This is a genomic window from uncultured Clostridium sp., assembly GCF_947039605.1.
Taxonomy (GTDB): Bacteria; Bacillota; Clostridia; order Clostridiales; family Clostridiaceae; genus Sarcina.
Map to the genome: position 1 here is coordinate 1 of NZ_CAMQZG010000046.1, position 23,032 is coordinate 23,032.

General features: G+C 27.6%; 20 protein-coding genes and 1 pseudogene. 7 read left to right on the forward strand and 14 right to left on the reverse strand.

The window, feature by feature from the left end; translation table 11 throughout:
* Positions 1 to 470 precede the first annotated feature (470 nt).
* Positions 471 to 1,136 (reverse strand): response regulator transcription factor, encoded by a 666-nt coding sequence (locus Q0V24_RS13945; protein ID WP_297522399.1) that lies wholly within the window; start codon positions 1,134 to 1,136, stop codon positions 471 to 473.
* Between the two features lie 172 nt (positions 1,137 to 1,308).
* On the opposite strand from Q0V24_RS13945, the gene Q0V24_RS13950 reads away from it, so the two are divergent.
* The 4 genes from Q0V24_RS13950 (at position 1,309) to Q0V24_RS13965 (ending at position 5,745) form a co-directional block, all read left to right on the forward strand.
* Positions 1,309 to 1,920: a hypothetical protein gene (locus Q0V24_RS13950; protein ID WP_297522400.1), complete on the forward strand. Its 612-nt coding sequence runs from the start codon at positions 1,309 to 1,311 to the stop codon at positions 1,918 to 1,920.
* A gap of 106 nt (positions 1,921 to 2,026) precedes the next feature.
* Complete coding sequence (locus Q0V24_RS13955; protein WP_297522401.1) at positions 2,027 to 2,821, forward strand: MerR family transcriptional regulator; 795 nt, start codon at positions 2,027 to 2,029, stop codon at positions 2,819 to 2,821.
* Positions 2,822 to 2,900: 79 nt separating this feature from the next.
* Positions 2,901 to 4,046: an FUSC family protein gene (locus Q0V24_RS13960; RefSeq protein WP_297522402.1), complete on the forward strand. Its 1,146-nt coding sequence runs from the start codon at positions 2,901 to 2,903 to the stop codon at positions 4,044 to 4,046.
* Between the two features lie 187 nt (positions 4,047 to 4,233).
* Entirely contained in the window at positions 4,234 to 5,745 is a 1,512-nt protein-coding gene (locus Q0V24_RS13965) for a BCCT family transporter (RefSeq protein WP_297522403.1), read from the forward strand.
* Positions 5,746 to 5,812: 67 nt separating this feature from the next.
* On the opposite strand, the gene Q0V24_RS13970 is transcribed toward Q0V24_RS13965, so the two are convergent.
* The 6 genes and pseudogenes from Q0V24_RS13970 to Q0V24_RS13995 all read right to left on the reverse strand — a co-directional run.
* Complete coding sequence (locus tag Q0V24_RS13970; protein WP_297522404.1) at positions 5,813 to 7,810, reverse strand: methyl-accepting chemotaxis protein; 1,998 nt, start codon at positions 7,808 to 7,810, stop codon at positions 5,813 to 5,815.
* Between the two features lie 145 nt (positions 7,811 to 7,955).
* Positions 7,956 to 8,813, reverse strand: a complete 858-nt coding sequence (locus Q0V24_RS13975; protein WP_297522405.1) for a GxxExxY protein — start codon at positions 8,811 to 8,813, stop codon at positions 7,956 to 7,958.
* 16 nt (positions 8,814 to 8,829) lie between these two features.
* Entirely contained in the window at positions 8,830 to 9,261 is a 432-nt protein-coding gene (locus tag Q0V24_RS13980; RefSeq protein ID WP_297522406.1) for an AAA-like domain-containing protein, read from the reverse strand.
* A 125-nt stretch (positions 9,262 to 9,386) separates the two neighbouring features.
* Positions 9,387 to 9,809, reverse strand: coding sequence for a hypothetical protein (locus Q0V24_RS13985; RefSeq protein WP_297522407.1), 423 nt, complete (start codon positions 9,807 to 9,809; stop codon positions 9,387 to 9,389).
* Between the two features lie 201 nt (positions 9,810 to 10,010).
* Complete coding sequence (locus tag Q0V24_RS13990) at positions 10,011 to 11,444, reverse strand: DUF1002 domain-containing protein (RefSeq protein ID WP_297522408.1); 1,434 nt, start codon at positions 11,442 to 11,444, stop codon at positions 10,011 to 10,013.
* A gap of 213 nt (positions 11,445 to 11,657) precedes the next feature.
* A pseudogene (locus Q0V24_RS13995) lies at positions 11,658 to 11,786 on the reverse strand (GNAT family N-acetyltransferase); the annotation flags it as partial.
* Between the two features lie 304 nt (positions 11,787 to 12,090).
* Here Q0V24_RS13995 and Q0V24_RS14000 point away from each other — a divergent pair.
* Positions 12,091 to 13,512 (forward strand): hypothetical protein, encoded by a 1,422-nt coding sequence (locus Q0V24_RS14000; protein ID WP_297522409.1) that lies wholly within the window; start codon positions 12,091 to 12,093, stop codon positions 13,510 to 13,512.
* A 17-nt stretch (positions 13,513 to 13,529) separates the two neighbouring features.
* Complete coding sequence (locus tag Q0V24_RS14005) at positions 13,530 to 14,378, forward strand: hypothetical protein (RefSeq protein ID WP_297522410.1); 849 nt, start codon at positions 13,530 to 13,532, stop codon at positions 14,376 to 14,378.
* Between the two features lie 207 nt (positions 14,379 to 14,585).
* Here Q0V24_RS14005 and Q0V24_RS14010 read toward each other — a convergent pair whose 3' ends face one another.
* Positions 14,586 to 15,890, reverse strand: coding sequence for a purine/pyrimidine permease (locus Q0V24_RS14010; RefSeq protein ID WP_297522411.1), 1,305 nt, complete (start codon positions 15,888 to 15,890; stop codon positions 14,586 to 14,588).
* A 270-nt stretch (positions 15,891 to 16,160) separates the two neighbouring features.
* Between Q0V24_RS14010 and Q0V24_RS14015 the strand changes: the two genes are divergently transcribed.
* The gene (locus tag Q0V24_RS14015; RefSeq protein WP_297522412.1) at positions 16,161 to 16,754 is read left to right on the forward strand and encodes a nitroreductase family protein; all 594 of its coding nucleotides are present in this window, start codon (positions 16,161 to 16,163) and stop codon (positions 16,752 to 16,754) included.
* A 108-nt stretch (positions 16,755 to 16,862) separates the two neighbouring features.
* On the opposite strand, the gene Q0V24_RS14020 is transcribed toward Q0V24_RS14015, so the two are convergent.
* From Q0V24_RS14020 to Q0V24_RS14045, 6 genes are all read right to left on the reverse strand, one after another.
* Positions 16,863 to 18,242 carry an MATE family efflux transporter gene (locus tag Q0V24_RS14020; RefSeq protein WP_297522413.1) on the reverse strand — a complete coding sequence of 460 codons (1,380 nt, stop codon included), beginning with the start codon at positions 18,240 to 18,242 and terminating at the stop codon, positions 16,863 to 16,865.
* 161 nt (positions 18,243 to 18,403) lie between these two features.
* On the reverse strand, positions 18,404 to 19,369 hold the full coding sequence (locus Q0V24_RS14025; RefSeq protein WP_297522414.1) for an alpha/beta hydrolase: 966 nt from the start codon (positions 19,367 to 19,369) through the stop codon (positions 18,404 to 18,406).
* A gap of 210 nt (positions 19,370 to 19,579) precedes the next feature.
* Positions 19,580 to 20,815, reverse strand: coding sequence for a polysaccharide deacetylase family protein (locus tag Q0V24_RS14030; protein WP_297522415.1), 1,236 nt, complete (start codon positions 20,813 to 20,815; stop codon positions 19,580 to 19,582).
* A 134-nt stretch (positions 20,816 to 20,949) separates the two neighbouring features.
* Complete coding sequence (locus Q0V24_RS14035) at positions 20,950 to 21,210, reverse strand: nucleotidyltransferase domain-containing protein (RefSeq protein WP_297522418.1); 261 nt, start codon at positions 21,208 to 21,210, stop codon at positions 20,950 to 20,952.
* 36 nt (positions 21,211 to 21,246) lie between these two features.
* Positions 21,247 to 21,684, reverse strand: a complete 438-nt coding sequence (locus tag Q0V24_RS14040; protein ID WP_297522416.1) for an HI0074 family nucleotidyltransferase substrate-binding subunit — start codon at positions 21,682 to 21,684, stop codon at positions 21,247 to 21,249.
* Between the two features lie 189 nt (positions 21,685 to 21,873).
* Positions 21,874 to 22,656 carry a hypothetical protein gene (locus tag Q0V24_RS14045; RefSeq protein ID WP_297522417.1) on the reverse strand — a complete coding sequence of 261 codons (783 nt, stop codon included), beginning with the start codon at positions 22,654 to 22,656 and terminating at the stop codon, positions 21,874 to 21,876.
* Positions 22,657 to 23,032: the final 376 nt, after the last annotated feature.

The window sequence follows — 23,032 nt, forward strand, 5'->3', positions numbered from 1 at the left end:
GATCTACACAGGCGAAGACACTCTTTCCCTACACGACGCTCTTCCGATCTTATCTAAAATATTTATAGTTCCTGTTAAAGTCATATAATCAGAACCTTTTATTCTATATTTTTTAATTTGCTCTGTATTATTAGGCTTAATAGGTATTCTATCCCAATGCTTAAACTCTGTTTCATATTGAACTTTTCCCTCATAAATTATTCTATAACTTCTTCCATCATTATCCCTTGCAAGATTATAAACATAATTATAAAACTGGCTATTATCAGTAAAATGACCTATAACCTTTGAATCCATTTTCATATCGGCATATGTTCTCTCTAAAGTAATTTTATCTTGCTTATCAGCTAAAATACTTATACTTACTACTTGTGCTGTTGTATATAATGCTAATATTATTAAAAATACTCCCGTTATTACTAAAGATATTTTAAAAAAGACTGATTTCTTCCTTTTCTTAAAATATCTCATTAGCTTTTTATAATATATCCATGATTTCTAATTGTTTGGATATATTTCTCCTTTTCATCTGTATCTAGCTTATTTCTTAAATGTCTTATGTACACATCAACCACATTAGTTTCAACTTCATGTTCATATCCCCATATTTTCTCAAGAATTTTCTCCCTAGAAACAACTATATTCTTACTTTCAAAAAGACATATAAGAAGTTCAAATTCCTTATTTGTAAGTGCAATTATTTCCTCACCTTTATTGACAGTTCTATTAGTTTTATCTATTATAATATCTTTTAAACTTAGCTTTGAATTATTATTTTTATTTCGTCTAAATATCACCTGCATCCTTGCAAGCAATTCTTCAATAGCAAAAGGCTTAACCATATAATCTTCTGCACCTATTTGAAGCCCCTCTACTTTATCTGTAATTTCTCCCCTTGCTGTTAACATAATCACCGGTGTATCTTTTTTAAGCTTTAAATTTCTACAAACCTCTAATCCATCCATACTTGGTAGCATAATGTCTAGTATTATAAGGTCAAAATCATTTCTTAAAGCTTCTTCTAGCCCCTCTCTACCATCAATTCTAGATGTAACATCATACCCTTCATATTTTAATTCCAATTCTAAAAACTTTACTATGTTTTTTTCATCTTCAATTATAAGTACTTTTTCCATTTTCCTCTCCTAAATACATAATTTTTTTCTTTTGTTTAACACTTATATTATACTACCTATTTTTTATTTAAACCTTAAATGAAAATTTTTTAATTTAACTGCAATTATACTGCTATTTACTTTCTATATACTTAGATTAAAGAAAATTATAAATTTTTAGGATGTGATAATTTTGAAATTAAATTCAATGATAAAAAAAAGAATAAAAACATTTTTCATATTTTTACCTTTACCAATAATTGCAATAATATTAATTTTTTTAACACTTAATCATACAATTCTAAGTGGATTAGACCATAGAGGGCTTCATGAGCTTACTAAAAATGTAGGCTTCTATGGAATATTTATATTCATTATTCAAATAGCACTTTTTGTATTTAGATTACTTATGAAATACTCAACACCAAGAGGTATCACAAAAATAGATACCTTATTATCAAAAGTAAAAATAACTATCCCAACTAAAATAAAAGAAAAATACCTAATTAGTAAATACTTAGATACCGCAAAATCTATTTTTATGTGGTTTGCAAAACTTATGCAAAAAATTCATATACCACTATCTATACTTGGAACATCCGTAATAGGCTATCATGTATATCTAGCCTTTCATATGGGTTGGATTTGGAGCGTAGGATATATCTTTGGACTTATTGCAGCAGTATTTCTACTTATAATTACACTCTCTGGAATAACAAGAATGTTTAATAAAAATATTAAAACACATAAATATTTAATGTTTGGATTTGTAATTTTTACAGCACTTCATATACTATTTATATAACAAAAGTAGCCTAGAATAAATTTATTCTAAGCTACTTTTTTATTTTATGATTTTTAAATTTTATAAAGTATAATAATATTATAACTAAAGATAAAGGACTGATTAAATGTTTAAAGAATTTACAAGGGGACAGCTTAGCAAATTATTTAATATAAATGCTGAAACTTTAAGATACTATGCCGATATAGGACTTTTAAAACCTGATATAAACCCTCATAATGGGTATTCAATTTACGGACTAGAACATGTATTTTTATTATCCTCTATTTTAAGGTCAAGATATCTTGATATTTCTATTGCAGATATCAAGAATTTACAAAATGAATGGACTTTAGATTCTTATGAGGATTTTATAAATAAAGAACTTGCTGAGATTAAAAGAAGAAAGGCACATTTAAATGAAATTGAAAAACTTATGAAAAAAAGCAAAATGCTTCTAAAAGAAATGACAAGCTTTAAAAATAACTTTGATTTTGAAAAAATAAATAAAATAAATCTTAAAAAGAATTTTTATATTTTTAAGTTAAATGATGTTCTGACTGCTATTATTAAAAATAAAGGTTTTGTTGATGTTAATGAGCGTGAAAATGTTTATATTAATGTTAGTTTTAAAAACCATAATATATTTTATGATAGTGAACATATTTTTGTTGAAAGAGATACTTCTGATGAGAAGTTTTTAAAATATCTTACTGATAATATTACCTATGAAACACGTAGTTTTGAAGGTAATCTTCTTAAAGAAAAATTTCTTGGGACTATTCCAGAAATAAAGTCTTATATAAAAGATATAATGGATTTCTACTCTTTAGATGCTTCTAATGCTTTTTTAAGTAAATTATCATACGTTCCTGTTGATGAACTTTACTTTGTAGAAATACTAATAAAATTAAATAATTAAAATATTTGACCTCGTAGTTACTACATGCTTTATAATAATATTTATAAGGCAGAAAAAATTAACTTAGGAGGTCTTTTTTATGATTAATAATAATATGATTTTACTTGCCATAATCCCTGTAATCCTTATGTCTATTGTGATACTTTTTAAGGATAAAGATTTTGGATGGAAATATAGATTTGCATTTAAACTATTTTTTGCAATGATAATAAATATAGGTGCTATGTATCTTTATAAAGGTACTCTTGGTGCTATTCTTGGACTTTGTTGTTCTATAATAACACTTTCTTCATTCGATAAAAATTATAATGATAGATTTATAGTCGAAGCTATAAAAGTTATAGTAATGCAATTACTTGTTGGTGTTGCTGCTTATTATTCAAACTATAACTATATTGGACTTATAATAATTTCACTTATCACAGTATTCATAATCTACTATATATTTACTCATAATGGTAAAGCATCAAGAACAAGTGGCTTCTTGATGACATATATCATATTGGTACATTTAAATATAGGACATGCACAGTATAATAACGTATTTAAAATATTATTTTTATCAACACTACTTGCAGTATTAGTGTATTATTTCTTCCATAGAGATTCTCACTTTAAGGATAATAACTTATTTAACGGTAACTTCTTAACTACTGCTTCTAGTTTTAAAAACTTTATTGAAGCCGTAGATAGAGATATTGAATTTTCTATGTTTAAGTTAAGATATTCTATACTTACAGCAATAGCTGTTACTGGAGCTATATTTTATATGCAATATTACAGCACAAATGAAAGTATTTGGGTATTAGTTTCTATAGTCGTTATGCTTGTCCCTGATCAAGATACAAGTGGTAGAAAAATAATAGATCGTATAATTGGTACTATTATTGGAGCTATAGTTTTCACTATACTAAATAAATTTATACCTTATGAAATTATCACATATCTATTAGCTGCATTATCACTTTACTTTGCATTTTTCCCTATGGGCTATCAAAATAATGCTGTACTAATAACTTATTTCACATTATCACTTCACACTATGTTTTCAAAACAATATTCTCCATATTATCTTGATAAATATAGAATAGGATTTACTATAGTTGGTGGAATAGTTGTATTTATAATCTTCCTTATAGAGAAAAGATTTAAAGAAGAAATAACTAATGCAACTCGCTTAAAAGAACTAGAAGCTAAAGCAATTGTAGTTTCAGAAGAATTATAAACTTAATAGATTAATATCAACAAAGCCCTAGAGTTTGCAATACTCTAGGGCTTTTTATCTATGTAAATACTCTTATGCTTGGTAACAAATTATTTTTTTTACATATTTTCTCTAAATGAATAATTATATTGCTTTAAGAGAAACTAACACTATGTAAAAATAATAAAAAATAAATGAGGTGTTCAAATTGGTATTTTACATATCTATAATTTTTATTGGAATATTTGTTTTATGGGGACTTATATCATCAAATACTTTAAGTTACCTTGCCACATCTGCTTTGCATTTTACAACTTCAAAGTTTGGGTGGCTATTTCTCATAATAACATTTACTATTTTAATTTTTATAATTTGGCTTGCAATGAGCAAATATGGAAAATTAAAACTTGGAAAAGATACTGATAAACCAAAGTTTAATAATATAACTTGGTTTTCTATGCTTTTTAGTGCTGGAATGGGAATTGGAATTATATTTTGGGGTGTTGCAGAACCTCTAGATCACTATGTTTTCCCCCCACTTGGAATTGAACCAATGACAACACAAGCTGCAAATACGGGAATGATGTATTGTTTCTTTCACTGGGGCTTACATGCTTGGGCTATATACTCCTTTGTTGGACTTGTTATAGCTTATTTTAAATTTAGAAAAGGCAAAAAGCTTTTAGTTAGTGAAACAATTACTCCATTATTTAAAGAAAACTTTCCACTAAAAAAGATAATTGTTTTAATTGTGGATATTCTTACAATAATAGCTACAGCCTTTGGTGTTGCAACCTCCCTTGGACTTGGAGCATTGCAAATTAACGGAGGCCTTAATAATGTTTTTGGGGTGCCAATAACTACTTTTGTTCAAATAATAATTATAGCAGTTGCAACTGTACTATTTTTAATATCCTCCTCAACAGGGCTTGAAAAAGGTATTAAGATTTTAAGTAATGCAAATATTGCAATTGCAGTTCTTCTTTTAGTATTTGTATTCATTCTTGGACCAACTGCTAAAATACTTGAACTATTTACAAATACCCTTGGTCAATATTTCCAAAATATTATTTCACTCAGTTTAAGACTTAGACCTTTTAACAACTCTAGTTGGATTGCTAACTGGACACTATTTTACTGGGCTTGGTGGATTGCTTGGTCACCATTTGTTGGAGTATTTATTGCTACAATTTCAAAAGGTAGAACTATTAGAGAATTTGTTCTTGGAGTTTTACTTGTACCAACAATTTTTAGTTTCTTCTGGTTCTCAGTATTTGGAGGAACAGCCTTAAATCTTCAAATGAATACTAGCCTTGATTTAACTAACCTTGTAAAAAATAATATTTCTTCGACCTTATTTGTAACCCTTCGAAGTTTGCCTCTTGGTACAATTCTTAGTGTTATATGTATAATTTTAATTATGACTTTCTTTGTTTCATCAGCAGATTCTGCTACATATGTACTTGGAATGTTTAGTTCTAATGGAAATGTTAATCCTAAAGTTTCAACAAAAATAATTTGGGGTATTCTTGAATCATTGATAGCAGTATCTCTACTTATGAGTGGCGGACTCAAAGGTCTACAAACCATGTCTATCCTAACAGCACTTCCCTTTAGTATTATACTAATATTAATGTTTGCCTCATTTATAAAGGCACTAAAAAGTGAAAAACCTCTTCTTAAAACAAAGAAAAAACCTATACCACCAAAAGAAGAATAAAATCATTATAATTTAAATTAATAAAATAGCTACTATAAATATAATTATTTATAGTAGCTATTTTAACTTACATTTTAAATTTACTAAACTCATCTACCATACTACTTGTACTTGTTTTTAAATTCTCTGATGTAGATGCAATCTTCTCTGATGCAGTATTCATTTCATTCGCCGCAGCTGCAATTTCTTCACTGCTTGCAGCTACTGTCATTGATATTTCTGAGAAGTTATTTATCTTTCCTATAATAGAATCACTAGCCTGTGTTATCTGACTTGAATTTTTATTAATCTCATTTATTTTTGGTGAGATATTAACAATAGCTGTTGATATTTCTTTTAATGCTTCTATACTGTTTATAACAGTTTTTCTTTCATTTTCAAGAGTATTATTAACTTCTGTTGTACTCTTTGCCATACCTTCACTTTTTACTATAACATCACTTATAAGTGTTGATATTTTTCTTGAAGCATCATTTGTCTGTTCTGATAATCTTTTAATCTCTTGTGCTACAACTGCAAATCCTCTTCCTGATTCACCAGCTCTTGCCGCTTCTATTGAGGCATTAAGTGATAAAAGATTTATTTGTTCTGCAACGCTATTTATAAGATCTGTAATTTCGTTTACTGTCATTATACTATCTTTAACATCTGTTATGTTGTCTTTTAACATAGTGAAATTATTACTAAGATTATCTAATGAACTAAGGAATACATTCATATCTTTATTACTATTTTGAGCCTTATTATTCATTTCATTCACTGAAACTGAAATATTGTTAATCTCATTTGTAGTAACATTTAAAATACCTTTAAATCCATTTAAGTTATCTAATATATCAGATATATCACTACTTTGACTTGATACTCCAACTGCAATTTCTTCTATTGAATATGAAATATTAGTTGTAGTCTTTTTAAACTCTTCTGACATATCATTTAGAACAACGGCCTCTGAATCTATTGTTATAGCTGTTCCTTTAAGATTTCCAACCATATTTGCAATAGCATCCTGTGTTGTTATTATTGATTTTGATAATTGTCCAACTTCATCATTACTTTGAATATATTCTATTGGAATTTCATGTCTTAAATCATTATGTGCCATTGAATCTAAAGCATCAACTACTGAACTTAGTGGTTTTGTAATTCTACTTGCTCTATTTGCTATAACAAGAACTGATAATATCATTGTAGTTAAGATACTTATAAGTGTTATAATTCTCATACCTTTTAGCCCTGATAAAAGTTCATCTTTATCCGCATCTAAAACAAGATTCCATTGCCCTGATTCAAGTGTATTTGCAGCAACAAATTGATCTTTATCACTAATTATATAATCTTCTTTACTTGCTTTTTGTGTACTATATGATTTATCAAGCGCATCTGTTTTTTCTTGAACATATGGATTTTTAACCTGTCTAAATATATCATCTCCATTAGATGCAACTACGATTGTTCCATAAGCATTTACAATATGTGCTTTCATTGAAACTTGCTTTTCTAAATCTGCTACTATATTTTGAAGATGACTCCCATCCTTAACAGATATAAGGACTCCTATAATCTTCCCTGTTATTCTATCCTTTATCGGAACTGATAACCCAAATTCATATGTACCATCTGTCATCCCAGGTTCACAAGGAACTGATATCCCTTTTAAAGAGTTTTTAAAATACTCATCATTAGCTATATTAAACCCCTCTCCCGCTGTCGGTACAAAGTTTCCTGCTAAATCTGCAATACCTATTCTTTTATAACCTTCAACCTTTAAAAAATGATCTAAAACAACTTTTTTTTCTTTAAAAGTTGTTTCATTTGAAGCTATAACATCCATCTGTGCAATAGTCATTAAAACTTTTAAATCACCCATAATACTCTCATTAAGAGCTGTAGCTGCATTTTTTGCAGTTGAATTTAAAAAGCTCTCAGTATTAGCAATAAGTGCATTTTTAGAAATACTGTAATAAACAAAACTTGATACTAGCATTATAATCGCTATAAAAGGTAAAAAACTCTTTATAATTTTTCCTTTTACGCTTTCATTTTTAAAATTAAATTTCCCCATTTCACAACCTCACCTTCCTTTGTATATTACATTTATCGCACTTCTAATAGTAAACCTTTATAGGTTTATTTTTTATTTCTTTAATTTAATTATTTAAATAAAAAAAAGATAGACTTTTTAGCCTATCCTAATCTACTATTCCTCTTTAAACACAAACTTCAAATATCTCTTTTTCCTCAAAAGCATATTCATTTTTAGAATATTCCTTATTTTTATTAAAATTAAATATTAATAAATACCCTTTGCTAAGCCCTTCAATATCAAGATAATTTTTAAGTTGATTTAATCCTTTTATATGCGCAATTTCACCATGCCATATTTTTGTTTCAATGACATATTTATAATGATTATAAGAAATTACTATATCTAATCTTCTCTCTTCTGATATTTGAACTTCCTTATAATCAAATCCAACTCCATTAATAATTGGCTTAATAAATGCTAAAAACAACAAAATCCCATGTCTTTCTAAAAACTCAGTATCTCTACTACTATAATTTTCTTTCATAAACTGTTGAAATTTTAATAATACTCTTTCCATATCCAAACTATTATCTTCATTTATAAAATTACTCTTAAAATTATATGAATTCATCTCAGTCGTATCAGTTCTTGAAATCATATAATTATAGATAACCTCTTTTAAAATTTGATTTGAAACTATAACAGTATTCTCACTATCAGCCACTAAATACCCAAACATAGTTCCCATCTCAATTGTAGGATTATTTATATTGTACACCTGACTAATATATAATACTAAAATATTATAAATAACCTTATATAATTCCTTATCATTTTCTAAATTTTTAATAAGGTCATCAAAGAGCATATTTTTCTCATTTATAAGCTTCTTAGTAGCCTTTTGAATATGGTACTCAATCCACTTTTCATTTCTATTTCCTATTATGTCCTCATCAACTAACTGACATAGCCTCGAAACTAAAAAAGGATATCCACTTGTAAATTTATATATTTCATTACTTAATCCTTCTATATTCATACTTAGATTATTGTCGTTAGCATATTCCTCTAACATCATAAACACCAGCTAAAATAACACTTTTAAAAGTAGTTGTAAGTTCTTCTTCTCGCTCTAGATAAAGTGCTCTTAACATCCCTAAAAACTCTATAAAAACTTCATTATTAGCAGCTTTATCTGCTTCATCAATCATCAATATCATTTCATCTTCTTCTGTTATTTCTGATATTAAATATCCAAGTTCTAACATTGTTTTAACCCTTGAAATCTTCTCTAAAATTTTTTTATCTTTCTTAAATTGCTTTTTAAACATTTCAGTTATTATCAAACAAAAAGTTTCTTCACTCTCAAAACTTCTAAGCCCTACACCTTCAAAGCTTATTTTAATAATCTTATACTTATCTTTTATATTTTTATAAAGCTGTGATAGTGTTGTAGTTTTTCCATATTGTCGTGGTCTTGTTATCACATTATTGTATCAATTCTCATCATTTTTTTATAAATACTAATATCACTATTTACACAATTATCTAATGTCTCTTTACTCTACGTATATTTATAAATTATCCTCTTGATTTTCACCTTAGAATAAGCTTATTCAAATTCAGTATTTATATAACCCTTAATATGCTCGCCCCAATCTCCAACAGTTCTTCTATACTCATTCTGAACCTTAAATATTACATCATTTTTATCTATCCAACATTCAATTTCAAGGTATCTTACCCCTTCATCAGTATCATCTGTTGTTATAGTTGCACTTGGAAGTTTACTTACAATATCCTTAACTTCCTCTTTCTCAACTGAATTTGCTATTATTAATCCCATCTGAATATAATTTACTATATCCTTATCTAAAATTATCCCTGAATACTCTATTATACCTTCACCTTTTGGTGTTCCTATTCTTATATTTATATCTGGCTTATTTGCCTCATTATAAAAATAACCTACACCACAAAGTAGTCCTAACATAACTGCACCTATCAAAATCTTAATTAAGAGATTTTTTTTCAATTTCCACGCCTCCCAAATTTTCTTTTCAACCAAATTTCATTTCAGCTATCCCCTCAATATAATTATACATTTTTTTCCATAAAAAAAAGAAATATTAAAAGAAATATATCCATACTAAAACCTTAGAAAACAACTAGATAATTATAATTCTCAAAACATCAAAAAAAGCAGATTTACAAATGTAAATCTACTTTTTTTATATTAATTTTGAATTTCTGACTCGTCTTCTTGGCTTTGAATATCCTCTTCACTTTGAGTATCTTCATTTGGAGTTTCTGCACTCTCTTGTGAAGTATCTTCTTCAGTTGTATTATCTGCATCTAAATCTGTTTCTACTTCTGGAGTTCCTGTTCCCTCATTAGCAGAAGTATTTTTTTCCTCTTCTATTTGAGCATCTTCACCCTCGGTATTATCAGTTGGAGTTTCTCCTCCACCAATTATTCCTTCATCAGTAGTTTCTGAATCTTTTCCATCTTCTGTGCTTGGCTCTTCTATTTCAGTACTATCTTTATCTGTTACATCCTCAGATTCTGTTTCTGTACTTGTATCTGAATCATCACTACTAAATAATCCTGTGAACCAATCCCATATCTTTTCAAAGAAACCTTTTTCCTGTGTAGTCTCATTGCTACCTTCTTCATCTATCTCAGGTGTTATAGCTTCTTCCTCGGTTGCATCTACCACTACATTCTCACCAAGTAAATCATCATTAGTTTCTCCAAGTATTCCAAGTTCATTTTCAATATCACTAAATATTCCACTGAACCAATCTCCAATACTCTCAAACCACCCTGATACTGTATCTTTTATATTCTCCCAACTTCCCTTGTCTATTGCTTCACCTATTTTCTCTAATTTATCCTCAACACCTTGTCCAATTTCTTCTAAAGTGTCTTTTATTTGTGAATAATCATATTCTTGCTCTGAAACTTTTTTCATTAAAACTTCTAAATCTGCTTTTTGCTGATCTGTAAGTGTAACTCCATAATTATTAGTTACATTAACTATTGTTTCAGCTATCTGAACTGTATCTTTTGTATTCTCTTTTATTATTTCAACTTTTATATCATTAACTATCCCTGTAGCTTTATCAGCCCCAACCTCACCAGCTATATCTCCTGTGACAACAAGTTCTTCTGAAGCTATTTCTTTTTTATCTTCATCAAGTTTTTCACCTGTTGCATCCTCAAACGCTTTCATAACCCCTGTCAAAGCACCAGTTCCACTTACTGGCATTGGTGACATTGCAATAACATTCGCATCTGTGATTCCACAAGTTGCAAGTGTACTTGCTATCATATTAGAAGTAACATATGTTAAATTTACTGTTTTAACTTTAATTCCACTACCTTTTTGAGTTGGCTCTACATATGAACACGAGAAAGTTCTTGTCCCAAGTTGTGCCTCTGATGCAACACCTTCAAGATATTTTCTTTCTTCCTCATTGTTTACTTGTAGTACAACAACTTCATTTTCATTTACCCCAAAATATTTTAGAACAGTTTGCTTTTGCGCATCACTTAAATCAGTTCCTAAAGTAACCACATTTGCTCCATCTGCTAGTACACTAACTGTCCCCCCAAGTAATAAAACTCCACAAAGTGCAATACTAGTAATTCCTCTTTTCACGCTCATATCAAAAATCTCCTTTTTCAATCTAATAGCATTATCATTCTATCATGAAAAATTCCTTTTTTTTGATAATTTTTAATTCTTAATAAAAAAATAAGAAAAACTTTCACTTATTTTATACTTTTTATTAGAAATTTAATAATTTAGTATTAATTATTCACAAAAAAATAAGAGCCATATTTACTATGACTCAATATTGATTAACATTTTTACTTATTAATCCTCTATCCAGACTTCGTAAGCAGGATATTCATAATCAAAATGATATCCAAGCTTTTTTGATAAAGCCACACTTTCTAAATTATGAGCATCCCAACTAGGATATATTCCTCTGTCTAAACACTCTTGTTATTTTTTTTAAACTTCCACCATATGATTCTTCTATAATCTCATTCCACTCTTCATTCTCTGAAATCATAATTAGATAATTAGATTTTATTCCAAATTTTTATAAGCTTCTCTAGTTTTTTTCTTTTACCCTTTGGTACATTAAAAACATTCATTTAAATATCCCCCCTTTTTTTATACTTTATATTATATATTAATTAACATTTTATTATATATATATCCATTTTTTTATATTTACTTAACCATAAATTCCCATATAATGGTATTATTATATTATTGAAAATTCAAAGGAGATGATATATTGAAAACTTTTCATGAAAATAATGATGATAATTTAAATAAAAATTCTAATAACATAGAAGATATTAATGAATCTATTAGTGATGATGACTGTATATATGACTATGAGCCTAAAGACTATAACTATGATTATTCTTATACTGAAGAAGAACCTAAAGAAACTTCAAATAAAGTTGAAGCATCTAATTATGACTCTTTTTCTATTAATCAATCTATAGATACAGATGTTTCTTATACTGATCAAATTCACAATAATATCAGTGATACTAAAATTACTAAGTTTAAAAATCCTATAACTTCAAATTTAAAACTTATTAGCATCATTAGTATTTTTATTCTTATTGGTGGTACTTCACTAATTAAATCTGAAATTTTGAAAAATGCACAAGATTATGAAACTTCTGCTATACTTCAAGCTTTTCCTTCTAATACAAATGATTTTTCAATATTAAATAAAACTATAGGAGCACTCCCTGATGGCAGAAAGGTTTACTTATATGAGCTTCCTATGATAGTTCCTCATGATGCTATTACAGAAAATTCAGTTGATATCCTTACAATCTATAATAAAAAGGTACTCTTCACTGTAGACAATATAAATAATGAATCATATGCTCGTGATTCTCTTAGAAGTTATGATTTTAAAACTGGAGAACTTGAAACTATTATGAATAATGCTAAGTATCTTAATAATCATCTAATAAGTGATAATTATCTTATCTTAGAAAATAATGATTATATCTATATTTATGATGTTCAAAATAAACTCGGAAAATATTTACCTAACATTGATGAAGATTTTTCAATTAATTCTGGATATAATACCATATTAATTAAAGATACTATTTTTTATATTTATGAAAACCTTCTATATTCTTATCATATTCCAACTAAAAAGAATTCAAATATAAAACTTCCATCTTGTGAAAGGATGCACTTTTCAGGAGAAATTGATAATTATTTTCTTATAGAAATTTCGGATCAAGATACTTTTTCAGAGAAAACATTTATTATAGATAGCAATAATACGAGTGCGATAATTCCACTTATTGATGATAGCTTTAATGGTTCAATCTTTAATACTGAAAAGTCTTTAATTTTCTCTACTACCGATTTAAATAATAATATTATAAATTCAGCTTTTGATAAAGAAACTAAAGAGCTTGTACTAATTCAAGATGACCATCCAACCCTTAACACTATACTTAATAATTTAAAGTTTAAATTTAATGATATAAATTCTGAGCTAGAAATTCACTCTATGCCCTCAGATGAAATTACAAAAATTGATTTAGGGATGTATATTGATAGCACAAAATCCATATTTCAGAATTATGACTCTACTTTTGCTAATGGAATTCTTATACGTATTCAAATTACTGAAAGTGGTTTTTATAGAACTTATTTTATAAATGTTGAATAAAAGAAAGGAGAAACTTTATGAAAAAAATTTTAAAACAGCCATTTTTTTTATCTTGTCTAGTAGTCACAGTACTTTTTATTCTTTACACACTTTATAGTTTAAGTTCAAACATTGCAAAACGTACTGATATAGATAATTTAATACCTCCTATTTATAAAAATACTGATATTCAAACTGTACCTAAACATTCTGAATTTACTAAAGAAAACTATGTCCCTCTTGAAGTTGCTACTTTTTCTGATGGCAAAACAGCTATTGCATATAAATTACCTTATTTTATTCCTAAACCTAATATTGCAATCGGGGTATTATCACTCTTAGATTTTTCAGATTCTTCTATTTTATTTTCAAAGAATTCACTTAAAATAAATGATTTATATTATGGGAATATCGAGCTTTATGATGTGCACACTAAAGAATTTAAAACTGTTTTAGAAGTAGATAAATTAAAAGGACATTCTAAAATAGAATTTCATATGAATAAAGAATATGTAGTAATTGATTTAGGTGAAGTTTTATATATTTATGATAAAAAAACTGATAAAGGGGCTGAAACTTCTTTAAATTCTATAACTTTTGATACTTCAAAACTCCCTTCATCTTTAGATATTAATGATACTAAAATTCCTTCACCTAATAATACTTACAACTTAGATATTTCTTCTACCGATAATTCTGTTTACTTGCATGATTTAAAAAACAATGAAAAATTCCCAATAAATTTAGGCTCTGAATTCAATATTTTAGAAACTCAAACTCAAACTAATTATATTAAAGAAAATAGTATTATCTTTAACTTTGCTACTCCTGACTCTACTTATTCAGATAAAACCGTCAAAGAAACTTACCTTATAATTATTGAATAACTTTAGAACTTAATTTTTAAATTATAATTAAATTCAATCTAGTTTTTATTATATTTAATAAGAGAACATAATATGTTTAAGGATGATTTACTTATCCTATCAGTTCTTAAAACTCCAGAGTACTATAGAACTTTTTATATCTCATTAGAGTAGATTAATTTAATAGAAAAAGCAGATTCAGTTTAAATCTCTGAATCTGCTTTTTTTCTATATACCTCTATTTAATTTTTTCTCTTTAAGTTTATTACCAATCAAATCATAAACTTCTATTACTATAGCAAGTGCTATCCCAACTACAAGACCATTACTTAAAAATGATGATGCATATGTTGGCATATTTGAAAATGCTGCTCCTGGAATAAACATAATTCCTATCCCTGTAAAGATTGGAATTCCAAGACTAAAGTAAATTTTAGATTTGTCTTTGATTTTATCAAGTTCTTTTACTGCAACTCCAAACATATTCGCAAATATAGTAAATATAGCTGCATATGCAACCGGTGTTGGAAGTGTTGTAAAGAAAGCCATAATAGGTGTTATAAGACTTACTATTATAACTAAAATATTACCTATTAAGAATGGTATTTTCTTAGTTGAATTAGTTTGTTCTATAAATCCTACTATTGATATTGCTGGAACTGCTCCTATTGAAAAGAACACACCTGCAAGAACTTGAGCAAGCCCTAGCATTACACCTGCATTTTTTACTGATGTTTCAAACTTTCTCTCATTTGCTCTCTCTAAAACTTCTTTAATAACATTCATTGAGGCAAGCATTGTGCTTAGTAAAATAAACATAGCTATTATAATAGTTGGAATCATTGACCAACTAACCATTGGTAATCCAAATGGAAATGGTTTTGGCAGATTTACAAATCCATGGAATTTTGGCATAGTTGTTGTAAGTCCAAGCAGATAATACGCTCCCCAGCCTACTACTATAATAATTATAAATGATACAGCTGAAATTGATTTAAATCTTCTAATGAATAATGCAAGTAAAACTAGTAATACACTCACAATTAAAATAGGTATTGATATTTTAGTACGACCTAAATATCCAAGCCCCATCATTCCTCCAATAAAATCTTTAGATAACTCTGCAACTAGCAGTATCATAAATGTTGCAAGTACTCTTGGACTAAAAAGAAACATCATTTTATCAAGTAGCCCACAAATACTAAGACCTGCAATAACAACTCCTGTTGCTATCATTGAAAATGTTAGAACTCGTATTGCATTAATATCACTTCCAAAAAGTGATTGTCCAATCCCTGCATAAATTATAAATACCCCAAACCACAGACCTGAAGGTACCTCACTTATATAAAGTTTATGTCCAAAAAACAATTGAATAATTGCACCTACTCCAAGAATAAATATACTTCTTTGAAGAAACATCATAATTTGCGGCTCTGTCATATGGAACATAGGTCCAACAGCTAATGCATATACAACGTTTCCAAGTATTATAAAAGCCATCCATTGAATAGCCGATAGTGTCTTTTTCATTTGTATTTCTCCTCTCTACTTTTAATCTAAAAGTAAATTTGTATAGTTTCTAGTTTACACCTTATTCATACTTTCACAAAGCCTTTTATATCCATTTTGTGATATTTTCTATATATAATTGTATATTTGCTTCTTTAAGCTTAACTATTGACCAAAGTATTCAATATTGCTACAATTTGATTAATCTGTTAAGTTAAATTTTAACTTAATTTTTTAAAAATATATCTATATAAATACACTAAAATTCACAAAAGATAAGGAGTATTAAAGATGAATAAGATAATAGAAAATATGATAAATAGACGTAGTATAAGAAACTTTACATCTGAAAAAGTTGATGAGAATATACTAAAAGAAATAGTTAAGGCTGGATTATATGCACCTAGTAGCAAAAATAAACAATCATGGCACTTTACGGTTATTCAAAATCAAGAAATATTAGAAACTTTCAATAAAGATACTAAGGATGCTATAAAAAAATATGCATCTGAAAAAGTTACTGATGAAGCTAAATTAAAAAAATTAACTTCTAGAGCAAACAATGATAATTATGATACTTTCTATAAAGCACCTGTTGCTATTATTATATCAACAGATAAATCAAATAAATCAAGTATTAAAGATTGTGCTGTTGCCTCTGAAAACTTAATGCTTGCAGCAGAATCTTTTGGACTTGGTTCTTGTTGGATGAGCTTTATGAAACATTTATTCAATCTAGATAAAGTTAAAGGTTCACAGTATTATAAGATGTTTGATATTCCAGAAAACTTTACTCCTGCTTATGCAATTGTTATAGGTCATAAAGCAAATGAAACTACTAAAATTATGGAAAGAAGAGAAAATACAGTTACTTATTTATTATAATAATCACAATAAATATTTTGTAAATTCAATTTTGATAATAAAAAAACTGCTACAAGAATTTATTTACTTGTAGCAGTTTTATAATTTAATTTTCTATATTATTTCTTTTTAACTTTTAGCAAAGTCACCTGATTTTTTTAAATATCTTTTAATAAGAATTATACATACTATCACAGTCATAACTTCTGCAAGTGGGATAGTTAGCCATACTCCATTTATACCAAGTATTCTTGGAAGTATGCTTATACCAAGTGTAATAAATACAAGTCCTCTTAAACCTGCAATTATTATTGATTCTTTTGCATATCCTATAGAAGTAAAATATGAAGAACATAATATATTAAGTCCATTTAGTAAAAATGCAAATGCATATATTTTAGACCCTGCAACTGCTATTTCTAATACTTCTTTTTCTGATGCTACAAATATTGAAACTAAATTTTCACCAAAGAAAAATAATGTTCCAAATGTCATAACTCCAATTCCAATAACTATCTTAGCTGAAAAAATTATTATCTTTTTGACCCTATCAAGTTTTTTTGCTCCATAGTTATAGCTTACTATTGATGCTATTCCATCAGCTATTCCAAAAACTATAAAACTTCCAAACTGTGCAACATAATTTATGCTTGTAAAAGCTGCAACTCCTGACTCTCCTATAATTCTTATGAATGCCATATTAAATAAAAATGCTGATGTAGCAGCAGCTACTGATGCAACGGCCTCTGATGAACCATTATACATAACCGGCCAAATAGTTTTTTTGTTGAATTTACCACTGAATATATTTAAAACAGTTTCTTTTTTTAGTATTGGCCCTATAACTACAAATAAAATTACTGAATAAGAAAGCCCTGTTGCAACTGCTGCCCCTGCTATCCCAAAACCAAGTTTTGCTATAAGAACATAGTTTAAAACTATATTAGTTGCAAGACTTGCAATTGTCCCAATAAAATATAAATTTGGCTTCTCAATAAGTCTACCTGAAAATCCAAATAAAAATGCAATTCCCATTGGCATTGCAAATATAGATATAACTTTTATATACATAGCTACTCCACCTATTAGTGCATCATTTGCCCCAAGAAATCTCCCTATTTGATTAGAGAAAAAGAATCCTATAAAACCTAATACAAATGCTATTATTCCTAATACAATTGTAGTTGTTTTAAAAATATCTTGTGCAAGTTTAATCTTACCCTCACCAAGACTTCTTCCCATGTAACTAAGGCCTCCTATACTCATAAGCATAGAAACTCCAAATATCATCTGTAAAAATGGTCCTGCAACACTTATACTTGCCATAGCAGTTGAGCCTACAAAATTCCCAACAAATATACCATCAACCACTGTTTGCATCCCTGTTATAACCATTGCTATCACTGATGGTACTACAAATTTTATAAAAAGCTTTGATATCTTCTGTGACCCAAGAATATTCTCCTCTTCATTCACTAAAACCTCATTCGTTTCTAAATTACTTTTCACCTTTATCCCCCCTGTGCTCTCATTAATATTATAGGTATTCTCTATAATATTAAATACATCCTACTCACAGTATAAGCATTAAAGTGCCTTTATGGTTAATGAACTTTTTTTGAACTCTTGTTAAATAAAAACTTTCTTCCAAATATAACTAACTAAATCTCTCAATTTAAACCTTTTATCTCACTACTAATATCTTTTAGTGCATTATCAAATGCAGCTTTATTCTCAAACATTGGTCTATGCTTTGCATTTTCTATTATATAAATCGCCTTTTGAGGTGCTTTAATTTCCTTAAAATATTTTTTTGCTATCATACTCGGTACCTGCCAATCTTTTTCTCCTAAAATATAAAATATTGGCACTTTATATTCAAATGAATAATCGTATAAATTAAACTTCATGAGAAACTCTATAAGTTTCTCATTTGACTTTCTACTTAATATAAAGCTTTTTAAATCTTTTAATCTAAACAATGGACTTCTAAAAAAACTAATTATCATAAATAAAGACTTACCATCTGCTATTGCAGATTTCCTTTGAAGCCTTTCAACCTTATCATACTTACTTCTCATTGTTTTTGAATATAACTTTTCTGGATATTCACCTATTTTTTTAAGTGCTCTAAGATATCTTTTTTTTCCAAGTTTCTCAAAATCATATTTAAGCTTTTTATATAAAAGCCTTTCATTCTCCATCATATCAATAACTTGCCCAATCCCTATGTATGCTAAAATATCATCTGGATATTTTTGTGTGAATAAAGTTCCCACAACACTCCCCCATGAATATCCTGCTATCACAACTTTCTCTTTTTTATATTTTCTTTTTATGTACTCTACAATTTCCTTTGTATCATCTAAAATATCATCCATGCTTGGATACTTATTTGGATTTTCAACAAGAGTTTTACCAGTTCCTCTTTGATCAAAGTGAACAACAGTATAATCCTTCTCCCATTCCTCCTGCATCAAATATGCATAACTCGACTCACTTACACCAGGGCCTCCATGTATAAATAACATCACAGGGTTATCATTATTTGTCCCAGAGTGATATAAAAACTGTAAAATTCCATTTATCTTTACAAACTCTTGTCCATATATTTTATTTTTTCTTATATCCCTCATAGTTCTTCCCCCTATACTTTGCCACATAATCCTCTAGCATACTAATTATCACACCAAGAATATTATTTATCAATTGACTTCATTTGAAATTAAGGTGAATTTTATCTGTAATTTTAATATATAGAGTATTTATCCCTATATATTAGTATGAAAATCCTATAAAAATAGAAAAAACCATAGAAATTAATAAAATTTCTATGGTTTCCTATATTAATTAATACCTGTATTTGATATAACTTTGAACTCATAACCACGTGACTTATAATATTGTATAAGCTGTGGAAGTGCTGCTGCTGTATTTGACTTTATATCATGCATTAAAAGAACAATATGGTGATATCCCTTAGTTTCTTTTCCTGCATTTTGCACAAGCTGGTTTGATGTATAATACTTGCCTGTTGCATCTCCTGTTTCTGCATTCCAATCTACTGATGTAATACCAGCTTTTTTAAAAGCTGCATTTAGTGCTGGAAGATGTTTATCATGGTAGTAAACTCTTGACATATATCCACCTGGCATTCTAACTATTCTTGCATTAAAGTTTTTACCAAGTACACTTCTCATAATATCATTTGTTTCATTAAACTCTTTCATAAATGTTGAAACATCAACACTATTATGAGGATATAGTATTTTATAACTATGACTATATGAATGGTCTGCTACTGCATTACCTTGTATTATTTCATCTTTAATAATATTCTTATCTGCATTTGTTTTAAGTTCTGAACCAAGTACAAAGAATGTAGCATGAACTCCATATTCTTTAAGTACCTTTAAAACTTTAGGTGTATTTGTGATACTTGGGCCATCATCAAATGTTAAGAATATTTCTTTTTCATTCCCTGGATATTTTCCATTTACCATTTCATTTACTTCATTTGCTGGAACTGCATAGCTTTTTGCTGAATAAATAATATTTCCATTTGGAACTATTTCATTATTAGTAGGTCCAACCACTGGTTTTGCTGGCTTAGGAGTAGGTTTAATATCTGTTTTAGCTTCTTCTTTTGCCTTACTTGCTGTCACCTGAGCTTCTTTAGCTTTAACTGCTGCCGCTGCTTCTTGTGCTACCTTTTCCTTATCTGCCTTAACTTTTGCTAAAGCCTCTTCTTTTTGTTTCTGTACCTGTGCTAATTTTTCTTTATCTGCTTTTTCCTGTGCTGCATCTGCTTTTTCTTTAGCAACTTCAATCGCCTCTGCTTTTTTAGCTGCATCTTCTTTTATCACATCTTGTTGTGATACTGTTTCTGTTTTATCTGTTGATACCTCTGTTTTTGTACTCTTAGTGCTTGCTGGGCTTGTTTCTAATGTATTACTTTGTATAACTTGATCTTGCTGAATTTTTGCTATTATTATATGATCATTATAATAATACCCTCCTGCTGCAAGACCTCCTGCAATTGCTAATGCAACTATTATTCCTACTACTTTATCCTTTGCCATGTAAATTCTCCTTACTATAAATCTTCTCGTTAGTTTAACTTTACAGTATTTCTATAACTTCTTTCTATTTGAATTAATTACATGGACTTTAAAAATAATTAAAAATTCACTACATAATAGTTACTATTGCCCAATTACTTTTCTAAACGTCTATAAATTTCTATTCCATACTTATCAACTTGTAATTTTATATCATTCTTTATACTTGCTAAAAAAACAATGTCTAAGGAATAAATTCCAACAACCTCATCTAAATCATTAGCTATTAAACCTTTATATTCTTTATCACATAAAATTGCAATATCTATATCAGAGTTATAATTATAATTCCCTTTAGCTCTTGAACCAAATAAAATAACCTTTTCAATATAATCATTATTTTCAAAATATGAAATTAAGCTTTTATATACTTTTTTTCTATTCCATACATATTATAATTTCTCCATAGAAATTTTATTCAAAAGATTTTCTATTGCTTTTACATATCTATCTAATATTGCATTTTTTATCTCTTCATAATCATCTTCATCATATATATGAGCAGTTGAATTCCTTGCAAGTAAAATATCATTCCAAATAATCATATCATCTATTAATCCCTCTTTAAATGCATGTTTATAACATCCTCTAGGACTATTTATTTCAAGTCCATCTGCTTTAAAAATTTTAGATAAAAGTTTCCATGTTAAGTCTTCTAAAGTTTCATATTTTTTTATAATAGAATCTCTATAAACTTCTAATGTGATTTCATCCGCCTCTTCTAATTTTTCATAATTTTCCTGTATATTCTTTAAATGAATAAGGATTTTATATGTATAATTATATGTCAAGTTAATTGATTCATCATACTTATCTAATATTCCACTCATAATAAATCCTCCAATCTATTTTTTCTTATTTTAGTTTAACTAAATCCTAAATTTTTCTTTCTTAAATTTAACTTTTATTATCTATTTTTATACTATTTATTATATCATATTTATATATTATCAAAATCATCACCTATAATTATCAAATAAATTATAAATACTTTTGCTCCCTAAGTAAATATTTAACTTTTAACAAAATCCTAAAGCTGGATCATCATATAACTCCTCATACTCTTCCTTAGTTCTTGTTCTTCCCTCAAAGCTTGAAAATTTTCTTTTACCCACTCTTTTATTTATAACAAGCTTTGCATTATATTTTCTTGATAAAACTTCAAAGTACATTACTGTATTTAAAATAATTGTACTAATATACTTTTCTGCACCTTTTTCATTTATAGTTTTATAAATCTCACTTACTCTTTTTAAAACACTATTTTTTATAATATCCTTTTTGATTTTAAGTTCTTTAAATAATTTTACTGTAATTTCTTTTGCAATGCTTAAATCCTTTATATAAGTATTATATAAAATCTCTTTTTGTTTAGGTTTCTGTATACTCTCATAGTCTATAAAGCTAATGTCTTCAACACTTTCAAGTCTATCAGCTCCGTTCTTCTTTTCATTCTCATTATGGTTCTCTTTTCCATTCTCTACCGGTTCAAAACTATCTGACTTTCTTATAACTTTATAAGAATACTTTTGCTTACTTACAGATAATTGATTCCTTATAATTTTTATAAGACCAAGCTTCTCAAGTAACTCAATTCTTCTTTTAAGCATTGATAAAACCATCTTATACTTTCTTTTAGTCCTAAAAATAATTTGCTTATAAGATAAAGTACAAACATCACCACAATCAAAACTATTAATCATAACTCCATAAACAGACATAGCTGATAACCTCATATTATCTCTTTCTACTGTATTAAATATATTCTTTTCATTCTGTGAAAACTCTGCTTTATAATTCATATCAAACTCCCCTTTGCTATAACCTCTAAAAATATTTATAATTTTGAAAATTTCTTTTCACAAACTATATATGCACCAAAGGGATGTTTTTCAAAATTTTATTATTAACATTATGTAAACTTAAAATTATTTATATTTAAGTTTATATTTAAATTTGAAAAACAAAAACTCCCTAGATTAAAAATCTAAGGAGCTATATAAATCTAAACAATTAAATTAAACTACCAAGTATTCTAATAAATAATACTAAAATAAATTAACTCAAAACTAAAATCAAATATAACATTATAAAACCTTTGTACTTTTTATGTATAAAACTAGATAAACTGGCAATAATACATATAGAAGTCTTTGGTCTTATGTTCCTCAGATAGTG